Source organism: Humidesulfovibrio sp. (assembly GCF_035560995.1).
Lineage (GTDB): Bacteria > Desulfobacterota > Desulfovibrionia > Desulfovibrionales > Desulfovibrionaceae > Humidesulfovibrio.
Genome location: NZ_DATMYK010000154.1, coordinates 1 through 10381 on the forward strand (window position 1 = coordinate 1; position 10381 = coordinate 10381).

The window sequence follows — 10381 nt, forward strand, 5'->3', positions numbered from 1 at the left end:
GTACTCGACCCCGCCGTCCTCGTCCTTGCGGCCGAAGACGATCTTGCCGTCCAGCACATCCACCACCACCTGCGCGCCGTCGGACAGGCGGCCGGAGATGATCTCCCGCGCCAGCGGCGTCTCCAGGTGCGTCTGCAAATAGCGGCGCAGGGGCCGCGCGCCGTAGATCGGGTCGTACGCCGCCTCGGCCATGAAGCTCTTCGCCTCGTCACTGATCGTGAGGCCCATCTTGCGGTCGGCCAGGCGCTCCCGCAAGGAGCCCGCCAGCAATTCGATGATGGCCATGAGTTGGGCCTGCTGCAGCGGCTTGAACAGCACGGTCTCGTCCACGCGGTTCAGGAACTCCGGCCTGAAGTGCCCGCGCAGGGCCTCCATTACCTGGTCCTCCACGCCGGGAGCGAAGGTGCCGCCGGGCGTGATGCCCGCCAGCATGTACTGCGCCCCGATGTTCGAGGTCATGATGAGGATGGTGTTCTTGAAGTCCACCGTGCGGCCGTGGCTGTCCGTCAGCCGCCCGTCGTCCAGAATCTGGAGCAGGGCGTTGAACACGTCCGGGTGGGCCTTTTCCACCTCGTCGAAAAGCACCACGGCGTAGGGCTTGCGGCGCACGGCCTCGGTGAGCTGGCCGCCCTCGTCATAGCCCACGTAGCCCGGAGGCGCGCCGATCAAACGCGCCACGGAGTGCTTCTCCATGTACTCGCTCATGTCGAGCCGGATCATGTTCTCCTCGGTGTCGAAGAGCGCCTCGGCCAGCGTCTTGCACAGCTCGGTCTTGCCCACGCCCGTGGGGCCAAGGAACAGGAAGCTGCCGATGGGCCGGCGCGGGTCCTTCAGGCCCGCGCGAGCGCGCAGCACGGCGTCGGCCACGGCCTGCACGGCCTCGTCCTGGCCGATGACGCGCTGGTGCAGAAGCTCCGGCAGGCGCAGCAGCTTCTCCCGCTCGCCCTCAAGCAGGCGCGTCACGGGGATGCCCGTCCAGCGCGAGATGATGTTCGCGATGTCGTCCGGGCCGACTTCTTCCTTCAGCAGGCGCGGGCCCTCGCCCTCCACGGTTTGGCCGCTTTCGGCCAGCTGCTTCTCCAGGCCGTTCAGGGTGCCGTAGCGCAGCTCGGCCGCGCGGTTGTAGTCCAGCGCGCGCTCGGCCTCCTCGATCTCGATCTTGGTCTGCTCGATGGCGGCCTTGATGCGCCGCACCACCTCGATGGCGCTCTTCTCGCGCTCCCACTGGCCCATGAACTCGGCCTGCTTCTCCTTCAGCTCGGCCAGCTCCTCCTCCAGCTTCTCCAGGCGGTCGCGGCTGGCGGCGTCGGTTTCGCGCTTGAGCGCTTCGCGCTCGATCTCCAGCTGCAGTACGCGGCGGTTGGTCTCGTCCAGCTCCGTGGGCAGGCTGTCGATATCGGTGCGGATCATGGCCGCGGCCTCGTCGATCAGGTCGATGGCCTTGTCCGGCAGCTGGCGGTCGCTGATGTAGCGGCTGGAGAGGGTGGCCGCCTCCACGATGGCCGAGTCGCTGATGCGCACGCCGTGGTGCACCTCGAAGCGTTCCTTCAGGCCGCGCAGGATGGAGATGGTGTCCTCCAGGCTCGGCTCGTCCACCATGACGGGCTGGAAGCGGCGCTCCAGCGCCGGGTCCTTCTCGATGTACTTGCGGTACTCGTCCGTGGTGGTGGCGCCGATGCAGTGCAGCTCGCCGCGCGCAAGCAGCGGCTTCAGCATGTTGCCCGCGTCCATGGCGCCCTCGGCCTTGCCCGCGCCCACGATGGTATGGATCTCGTCGATGAACAGGATGATGCGGCCCTCGGACTTCTGCACGTCCTTCAAAACGGCCTTCAACCGCTCCTCGAACTCGCCCCGGTACTTGGCTCCGGCGATGAGCGCGCCCATGTCGAGTGCGAAGATGGTCTTGTCCTTCAGCCCCTCGGGCACGTCCTGCTTCACGATGCGCTGGGCCAGGCCCTCGGCGATGGCGGTTTTGCCCACGCCCGCCTCGCCGATGAGCACGGGGTTGTTCTTGGTGCGGCGGCTGAGGATGCGCACCACGCGGCGTATCTCCTGGTCGCGGCCGATGACCGGATCGAGCTTGCCGCTCCTGGCCTCGTCCACCAGGTCGCGCCCGTATTTCTTGAGGGAGTCGTAGGTGTCTTCCGGGTTGTCGCTGGTGACGCGCTGGTTGCCGCGCACCTCGGTGAGGGCGGAGAGGAACTTGTCGCGCGTCAGGCCGAACTGGCGGTTCACCTTGCCCGGACCGCTGGAGGGCGGTTCGTCCAAAAGCGCCAGGAAGATGTGCTCCACGCTGACGAACTCGTCCTGCATGCGCTTGGCGGATTCATCGGCGCGCACCAGCACGGCGCTGGCCGCCTGGGTCACGTGCACCTGGCCGGGCTGCGCCCCGGGACCGGAAACGCTGGGCAGACGGTCGAGCTCCCCCTCCACGGCCTGCACATAGGCCTTGGCCTCCAGGCCGCACTTGCCCAGTACCTGGGGCACCAGGCCGCCGTCCTGGCTGGCCAGGGCGTACAGCAGGTGCAGGGTGTCCACCTGCTGGTTCCCGCGCGAGATGGCGAGGTTCTGGGCCTCCGAGAGGGCGGCCTGGGACTTCTGGGTCAGTCTGTTGGGATCCATTTCATGTCCTCCCAAGGATCACGGCCGTGGCCGTGGTTACAGCAGTCGCTTGAGTTCTGAAATCTCCTGCTCGAGGCGCTCCACGCGGTCCAGCAGGTCCACGATGATCGAGCCCGCCGCGAAGGATATCTCCAGGTCGCGGCACAGGCGCATGAGCTTCTTGATGCGGTACACGTCGCAGGAGCGGAACAGATATTCGTCCGCCCCAGTGCGCACGGGGTCCAGCCAGCCCATCTCCAGCAGTTCGGCCACGGTGGCGGGCTCCACGCGGGTCAGCTCCACAAGGCTGGTCCAGGCGATGAGCTCCGAGCGGATGGGCAGGCTCTGCGGATCGTTGATCTTCAGCTGCGTCATGGCGTGTCTCCTCGAAAAGCTGCCTTGGCCTGCGGCTGGCTAGGCCCTCGGATTAAAGGTCGAGGTCTTGGCCAGCTCTTCCCACAGGCGCTTTTCCTCGTCGGACAGAGCCTTGGGCGTCTGGATCATGATCCGCACCATCTGGTCGCCGCGCTTGCCCGCGGTACCCAGGCCCTTGCCGCGCACGCGCAGCTTGGCGCCGGAGCCGACGCCAGGCGGAATCTTCATCTCCACCGCGCCGTCCAGGGTGGGCACGCGCACGCTTGCACCAAGGGCCGCCTCCCACGGGGCCAGGGCCAGGTCGAAGACCACGTTGTCTTCCTTGACCTTGAACTGCGGGTGCGGCGCAAGCTTGATGCGCAGGTAGAGGTCGCCGGGCTCGCCACCGGGGGTGCCGGGGCTGCCCTGGCCCGCCAGGCGGATCTTCTGGCCGTCCTTGATGCCGGGCGGGATGTTCACCTTGAGCGTGCGCGTCTGCATCGTCGGATAGCCATCGGCTCCGGGCACGTGCTCCTGCAAGGTCACGGACTGCGGTCCGCCCGCATAGGCCTGCTCCAGTCCGATCTCGTAGGTTACCTCCGCGTCCTGGCCCCTGCGCGGCCGCTGCTGGAAGCCGCCGCCGCCGAAGCCCCCGCCCTGAAAGCCGGAGAAGCCTCCGCGAGCGCCGCCCGCGCCGCCGAACAGGGTCTCGAAGAAGTCGCTGAAGCCTTCAGCGCCGAAGCCGCCCGCGCCGCCTCCGCCGGATTGCCGGAAGCGCATGCCCTCAAAGCCCGGAGGCGGCTGGAAATTCTGGCCCTGCTGCCAGTTGGGGCCAAGCTGGTCGTACAGCTTGCGCTTTTCCGGGTCCTTCAGCACCTCGTAGGCCTCGCCCGCCTCCTTGAACTTGGCCTCGGCCCCGGCGTCGCCGGGGTTCAGGTCGGGGTGGTGCTTGCGGGCCAGCTTCTTGAAGGCCTTGGATATCTCGTCCTGGGTGGCCTGTTTGCCCACGCCAAGAATCTTGTAGTAGTCCTTGTATTCCACACTCATTGCGAACCAACTCCTCTGCGGCGGTTGCCGTTCTCTCGCTCCATGCTACAAAATAGTGTGTGTTTGCACCCTGTCAAGGAAGTTTTCCACAGGTTGCTTGCGTAAAGCGGCAGGGTGCCCGGTGTCTGGCCCGACACGGGCCGCACCCGACCGGGATGAGCTGTCGGCACGGCCGGGCTACTCGCTGAAGGTGAAGTTCCGGCGCAGGCCCTTGTACTCGCAATGATAGCAGCGTTCCGGGCGCATGAACAGGCGCACCAGCAACATTCCCGCGAGAAAGCCGCCCACGTGCGCCCACCAGGCGATGCCAGCGGCCTGCGCGCCCAGGTGCTCGAACAGCCCGGCGAAGATCTGTGACAGGAACCAGATGCCCAGAAACAGCCAGGCCGGAAGGGAGACGATGTAGGGAATGATGATGATGGGGATGAAGGTGAGCACGCGGCCGCGCGGGTACAGGGTCACATAGGCCCCCATGACCCCGGCCACCGCGCCGGAGGCCCCGATGATGGGCGCGCTCTCCGTGAGGTTGAAGACCATGTGCAGCGCCAGCGCGGCCAGGCCGCACAGCAGGTAGAAGGCCATGAACCGGAAGGGGCCCATGACGTCCTCGATGTTGTCGGCGAAGATCCAGAGCATCCACATGTTCATGATGAGATGCAGCCAGCCGGAGTGCAGGAACATGTACGAGAAGAAGGGCAGCGCGCCCATGGTCGGAAAGCCCGCGAAGGCCGCCCAGTCCGGGAAGGCGTAGCGCGCGGGCACCACGCCCAGCAGCCGGTACAGCACCTCCTGCACGTACGGGTCCTGCCCGCTGACGAAGACGTGCGCGCCCAGGTTGGCCAGGATCACCAGGATCACGGCCACGGGCGTGTGCACGCGGGGGATGTCGTCGCGCAGGGGGATCATGCGCCGGGATCGTCCAGGGCCGGTGCGTTGGCTGCGGCGTCCAGCAGGGCGCGCAGCCGGGCCTCCGTGGCCCGGGCCCGCTCCGCGCGCAGGTCCGCAAGCTGCGCGAGCAGCCGCCCGGCCTCGGCCTTCAGTTCGGCCAGGCCTGCGGCGTTGTCCACGATGAGGTCGCAGGCCGTAAGCTTGCGGTCCTCCGGCCACTGCCACGACTCGAAGGCCGCCAGCACTTCCGGGGCCAGGCCGCGGCTTTCGCGCAGGGGGCCCTGGCGCAGGTCCTCCGGGCAGCGCACGCCGACGACGACATCGGCCATGCGCCTGTCCTGGGCGGCCTTGGGGCTGGTCTTGATCCCGTGCTTCTCGCCAAGCCACCCGGCCTCGAAGAAAAGCGGAATCTCGGCCACGGCCAGGGGCGCGGCGCTGTGCTCGGCCCAGAAGGCGCTCAGGGCGTGGCGCACCAGCGGGTGGACGATGTCCTCCACCTCGCGCCGCAGGGACGGATTCTTCAGCAGAAGGGCCAGCAGGCCCTTGCGGTCCACCGCGCCTTCGGCGTCCAGGATGCCCCGCCCCAGGCTGCGGGCCAGGAGCGCCGCACCGTCGCCGCCGGGGGCGTACAGCGCCGCCACGCAGGCATCGGCGCTGAAGGTGGGCGGGGCCTCCGGCGCATCGGCCAGGGCGCGCAAAAGGGCGGACTTGCCGCAGCCGGGCATGCCGGTGATGACCACGCGCTGGCAGTCGCCCGCCAGGGCGCGCAAAAGGGTCATGAAGTCCTGCGGCGGGTCCTGGCGGAAGAACATTTCCTCGCCCGTGTCCGGGTGCTCGAAGGCCAGGCGGAAGGCGTGCAGCATCTGCCTGGGGGCCAGCGTGGCCAGGGGGCCCTTCTGGGCCAGCCAGCGCGCATGGGCCGAGGGGCCGTACACGGGATCGCCCACCAGCGGGTTGCCCACGTGCGCCAGGTGCACGCGTATCTGGTGCGTGCGGCCGGTGTGCAGGTCCACGGCCAGCAGACTGGCCCGGCCCAGGCGGTCGGTCCACAGCCTGCGCCAGCTGGTGCGCGCGTCGCGCCCGCCCTTCTGCAGTACGGCCATCTTGGTGCGCAGGGAAGGGTGGCGGCCCAGGGGCAGGTCGATGTAGCCTGCGTCCTCGCCCAGCCTGCCGGTGTCGTCGCCCTTGGGGCGGCCATGGACCAGGGCCAGGTAGGTCTTGTGCACGCGGCGTTCGGCAAAGGCCCGGGAAAGCTCCAGCCGCGCGGCCTCGGTGAGGGCCACCAGGATGAGCCCCGAGGTGTCCTTGTCCAGCCGGTGCACGATGCCCGGCCGTTCGCCCTCCATGCCGGAGACCTCGGGCGCGAGCTCCGGAAAATGGTGCAGCAGGCGGTTCACCAGGGTGCCGTCGGGCTGGGTGGCGGCCGGGTGGGTGGTCAGGCCAGCGGGCTTGTCGATGACCGCCAGCGCGGCGTCGCGGTGCAGGATGCGCAGCTCCCCCGCCTCGGCCTTGGGCACGCCCGCGCCGGAGAGGTCCGGGGCGTCCAGGGTCAGGCGCTCGTAGCCCTCCAGCCGCTGGCCGGGCTTCTTGGCCGGCTTGCCGTCGACCTGCGCCAGGCCCGCCTGTATCCATTCCTTGACGCGTTCGCGGGAGACGCCCTCGGCCACCAGCTCATAGGCCCAGAACTGGTCCAGGCGCGTGCCCGTGTCGTCGGGCGTGGCCTTGCGTTCAAGCGTGCCGCCGGAAAAGCCCGTGGCCGCGCTTTCCGCAAGGATCTCCGCGAAGTCGTCGGCGTCGAGAAGATCCAGGCTGTCCATGTCGGCGTAGCCAGTGGCGTCGGTGTCGTCAGTGGCGTCGGTGTCGTGAGTGTCGGTGTCGTGGCGCATGCGGAAGCATATAGCCTTTGGCGGGCAAAAGCACAAACGCAGGCCTTCTTGACCGGCTGGTGAGCCCGTCGTACAAGACGCCCACCCAAGAACGCCTGCGCGGACGCGGACAGCGAACGCGACAACCATACGAGGGCCCATGGCTCCCAATATCGTCGGCCTCATTCTGACCTACAACGGCGAACGCCTGCTGGGCCGTTGCCTGGAGTCGCTGGCCTTCTGCGACACGCTCATCGTGGTCGATTCCCTCAGTACGGACGCCACCGTGGCCATAGCCGAGGCCGCCGGGGCCGTGGTGCTCCAGCGCAAGTGGGAGGGGCCGGGCCCGCAGTTCCGCTTCGCCCTGGAGCACATCCGCGCCATGCAACCCACGGTGGACTGGGTGGTGAGCCTGGACCAGGACGAGTATTTCACGGACGAGCTGAACGCCAGCGTGCGCGCGGCCATCGCCAATGCCGGGGAGGAGGCGGGCTTTCTCACGCCCCGTGCGTCCTTCTATTACGACCGCTTCCTGCGGCACAGCGGCTGGTACCCGGACTACCTGTTCCGGGTGTTCCGGCCGGACAAGATGGAAGTGCACGTGAGCGGGGCGCACTACAGCTTCCATGCCCTGGGCCCCACGCGCAAGCTTAAGGGCGACATCATCCACTATCCCTACCGCAACTTTCGAGAGCACCTGGACAAGGTGAACTCCTACGCGCAGCAGGGCGCGGACGACCTGAAGCGCAAGGGCAAGTCCGGCGGCGTGGCCAAGGGCACCCTGCGGGGCCTGGCGCGCTTCTTCAAGCTCTACGTGCTGAAGCTGGGCGTGCTGGATGGCCGCGCCGGATTCGTCAACGCCGTGCACGGCGCGTTCTACGCCTTTCTCAAGCACCTGCGTGCGGGCGAAACGGCCGACTGGGGCCCCAAGCCGTGAAGCTCGCCGTTGCGATGAGCGGCGGCGGCGACAGCCTGGCCTCCCTGCTGCGCCTGCGCGACGAAGGCCACGAGCTCATGGCCCTGCACGGGCAGTTCCTGCCGGAGCACGACCTGCGCGCTTCCGAAGGCTTGGCAAAATCCTGCGCGAGCTTTGGAATCCCCCTGCATCTGCTGGACCTGCGCGCCGAGTTCGAGGCCCGCGTGGCCGCACCCTTCGCGGCGGAGTACCTCTCCGGCCGCACCCCAAACCCCTGCGCCCGCTGCAACGCGGCCATGAAGTTCGGCCTGCTGCTGGACCGGGCCTTGGCCCTGGGCGCGCAGGCCCTGGCCACCGGGCACTTCGCCAGAGCCGGGGAGCATCCGGTTTATGGCTGGGCGCTTGGGCGCGGGGCCGACCCCGTGAAGGACCAGAGCTATTTCCTGTCCCTGGTGCCCAGGCAGCGCCTCATGCTGGCGCGCTTCCCGCTTGCGGCCTCGCGCAAGGCGGACGTCCGCGCGGAGCTTTCGGCCTGCGGCCAGACCCCGCCCTTGCCCGTGGAGAGCCAGGAGATCTGCTTCGTGCCGGATGACGACTACCGGGCCTTTCTGGCCGCGCGCCACCCGGCGTTGCCCGGCCCCGGCCCGGCGCAACTGCCCGACGGCACCCGCGTGGGCAAACACCAGGGCCTGTGGCGCACGACCATCGGCCAGCGCAGGGGGCTTGGCCTGTCCTGGCGCGAGCCGCTCTACGTGCTGGACAAGGATGTGGAGCGCAACGTGCTGGTGGTGGCCCCGAAGGAGGCCCTGCTGGCGGAGACGTTCCGGGCGGGCGAGGTGAATCTGCTGGCGGACCATGCCCTGTGGCCGGAGGACGTGCTGGTGCAGACGCGTTACCGCGAGGGCGCGCGGCCCGCGCGGGTGGAGCTTTCCGGCGGCGTCTTGACCGTCCGTTTCGCCGAGCCCAATGTGCGCCCTGCGCCGGGGCAGGTGGCGGCGGTCTACGATCGCGGCGGCGCGGTGCTCGCCGGGGCGGTCATCGTCTGATTTCTCAACGTCCGCCTTCCTAGCGGCTGAGGCCCAGGAACATGTCGCGCTCAAGAGCATCCTGCTCCTTGCGGCCCTCCTCCAGCGCATCCAGCAGGCAGCGGATGGTCGCGTCCGCAGACATTTCCGGGTGGCGCAGCAGGCGTTCGGCCTCCGCACGCACGAACTTCTGGTGATAGAACTTCTGAGGCCAGTTGAAGCCGGTCAGATCATCCAGGGCGCGTTGCCGCTCGCCCTTGCCAATGCGGGACAGGCCCAGGTACAAGAGGGCGTTCGGCTCGCCGGGCTTGCGGATGAGGATGTCCTTGTAGGTGGCCTCCGCGCTGGCGTAGTCTTTCATGGTGAAGTAGGTGAGGCCGATGCGCAGGCGCAGGTACACGGAATCCGGGTCCTGCTCCAGGGCCTCGTGGTAGCGCGCCAGGGCCAGGTTGTAGTCGCCGCTGGAAAGGGCCATGCTGCCGCGCACGGCGGGCGAACAACCCGTCAAAAGCGGCAGGGCCAGGGCGGCCAGGACCATGACGGTCGAGAGCAGGCGGGGGGCAAGGTTGCGCATGACGCCTCCTTCCTTTGGGCAAGGTATTTTGATGAGTCCGGGGCCATCTTCGCGCAGGCCGCGGCAATAATCCAGGAAAAAACAAGCACGGACCATGCCGAATTCCTCCCACGCCAAGACCTTCCACGTGGCCACCCTGGGCTGCAAGATCAACCAGTACGAGTCCGAGGCCATTTCCGAGGCCTGGCGCGACCAGGGCTATGCCGAGGCCTCTGATCCCGCCGGAGCCGGGGTGTTGCTGGTGAACTCCTGCGCCGTCACCAGCCGCGCGGTGAGCGACCTGCGCGCCCTGGTGCGCCGCCTGCGCCAGCAGAACCCGTCCGCGCGCATCGTGGTGACGGGTTGCGCGGCCCAGGTGCTTGGGGCGGAGCTTTCCGCCATGCCGGAGGTGGACGAGGTGGTGCCCCAGGACCGCAAGGCCGTCCTTTTGGCCGGGCCCCTTTTCGCCCCCGCGCCGCACCCGGTCTCGCCGGAGCTCGCGCCGTCCGTGCCAGAGCCTCCGCGTTTTCCGCCCTTCCACATCGGCTCTTTTCGCCGCGCCCGCGCCGTGGTCAAGGTGCAGGACGGCTGCTCGCACCACTGCACCTACTGCATCGTGCCCTTGACGCGCGGCGGCAGCGTGAGCCGCGACCCGGCCGAGGCCATCGCCGAGATGCGCCGCCTGCTTTCCTCGGGCTACCGCGAACTGGTCATCTCCGGCGTCAATCTGCGCCAGTATGGCGCTGATTTGCCCGAGCCGCACGATTTTTGGGACTTGCTGGCCCGTGTGGAGACTGAGCTTGGGCCGGAGTGGGCGGGCCGCGCGCGCCTGCGCCTGAGTTCCGTGGAACCCGGCCAATTGGGAGCCAAGGCCCTGGATGTGCTGGGCGCGTCGCGGCTGGTGGCCCCGCACCTGCACCTTTCCCTGCAAAGCGGCGACGCCGGAGTGCTGAAGCGCATGGGGCGCGGGCACTACAGGCCAGAGCAGGTGCTGGACTTTCTGCGCCAGCTCGGCGGCGTGTGGCCGCGCCTGGGCCTTGGGGCGGATCTGCTCACCGGCTTTCCCGGCGAAACGGCGGAACAGTTCGAGACCTCCTACGCCTTCTGCCGCGAACTGCCCCTGACCTACGCC

General features: G+C 68.5%; 9 protein-coding genes. 3 read left to right on the top strand and 6 right to left on the bottom strand.

Translation table 11 applies throughout. From position 1 onward, the window contains the following. The 5 genes from clpB to VN419_RS06035 all read right to left on the bottom strand — a co-directional run. Positions 1-2622: ATP-dependent chaperone ClpB (gene clpB, locus VN419_RS06015; RefSeq protein WP_325645485.1), on the bottom strand; the 2622-nt coding region annotated here is incomplete at its 3' end. A gap of 36 nt (positions 2623-2658) precedes the next feature. After that, the gene (locus VN419_RS06020) at positions 2659-2976 is read right to left on the bottom strand and encodes a chaperone modulator CbpM (protein ID WP_325645487.1); all 318 of its coding nucleotides are present in this window, start codon (positions 2974-2976) and stop codon (positions 2659-2661) included. A gap of 39 nt (positions 2977-3015) precedes the next feature. Next, on the bottom strand, positions 3016-4002 hold the full coding sequence (locus VN419_RS06025) for a J domain-containing protein (RefSeq protein WP_325645489.1): 987 nt from the start codon (positions 4000-4002) through the stop codon (positions 3016-3018). A 177-nt stretch (positions 4003-4179) separates the two neighbouring features. After that, a complete protein-coding gene (locus VN419_RS06030) occupies positions 4180-4908 on the bottom strand; it encodes a rhomboid family intramembrane serine protease (RefSeq protein ID WP_325645491.1) in 729 nt (242 codons plus the stop codon). Further along, positions 4905-6776, bottom strand: coding sequence for a dephospho-CoA kinase (locus VN419_RS06035; RefSeq protein ID WP_325645493.1), 1872 nt, complete (start codon positions 6774-6776; stop codon positions 4905-4907). The genes VN419_RS06030 and VN419_RS06035 overlap by 4 nt, the downstream gene beginning before the upstream one ends. 139 nt (positions 6777-6915) lie before the next feature. Between VN419_RS06035 and VN419_RS06040 the strand changes: the two genes are divergently transcribed. Further along, positions 6916-7692 carry a glycosyltransferase family 2 protein gene (locus VN419_RS06040; protein ID WP_325645495.1) on the top strand — a complete coding sequence of 259 codons (777 nt, stop codon included), beginning with the start codon at positions 6916-6918 and terminating at the stop codon, positions 7690-7692. Beyond that, complete coding sequence (locus VN419_RS06045) at positions 7689-8717, top strand: tRNA-specific 2-thiouridylase (protein WP_325645497.1); 1029 nt, start codon at positions 7689-7691, stop codon at positions 8715-8717. The genes VN419_RS06040 and VN419_RS06045 overlap by 4 nt, the downstream gene beginning before the upstream one ends. Positions 8718-8736: 19 nt before the next feature. Here VN419_RS06045 and VN419_RS06050 read toward each other — a convergent pair whose 3' ends face one another. Beyond that, positions 8737-9270, bottom strand: a complete 534-nt coding sequence (locus tag VN419_RS06050) for a tetratricopeptide repeat protein (RefSeq protein ID WP_325645499.1) — start codon at positions 9268-9270, stop codon at positions 8737-8739. Positions 9271-9364: 94 nt separating this feature from the next. Between VN419_RS06050 and VN419_RS06055 the strand changes: the two genes are divergently transcribed. Continuing rightward, positions 9365-10381, top strand: a 1017-nt coding sequence (locus VN419_RS06055; RefSeq protein ID WP_325645501.1) for a MiaB/RimO family radical SAM methylthiotransferase, incomplete at its 3' end; no start/stop codon positions are given.

Excerpts from the sequence above, each read along its gene's own strand:
- VN419_RS06020 (WP_325645487.1), bottom strand. The coding sequence starts at position 2,976 with ATGACGCAGCTGAAGATCAACGATCCGCAGAGCCTGCCCATCCGCTCG.
- VN419_RS06025 (WP_325645489.1), bottom strand. The coding sequence starts at position 4,002 with ATGAGTGTGGAATACAAGGACTACTACAAGATTCTTGGCGTGGGCAAA.
- VN419_RS06030 (WP_325645491.1), bottom strand. The coding sequence starts at position 4,908 with ATGATCCCCCTGCGCGACGACATCCCCCGCGTGCACACGCCCGTGGCC.
- VN419_RS06035 (WP_325645493.1), bottom strand. The coding sequence starts at position 6,776 with ATGCGCCACGACACCGACACTCACGACACCGACGCCACTGACGACACC.
- VN419_RS06040 (WP_325645495.1), top strand. The coding sequence starts at position 6,916 with ATGGCTCCCAATATCGTCGGCCTCATTCTGACCTACAACGGCGAACGC.
- VN419_RS06050 (WP_325645499.1), bottom strand. The coding sequence starts at position 9,270 with ATGCGCAACCTTGCCCCCCGCCTGCTCTCGACCGTCATGGTCCTGGCC.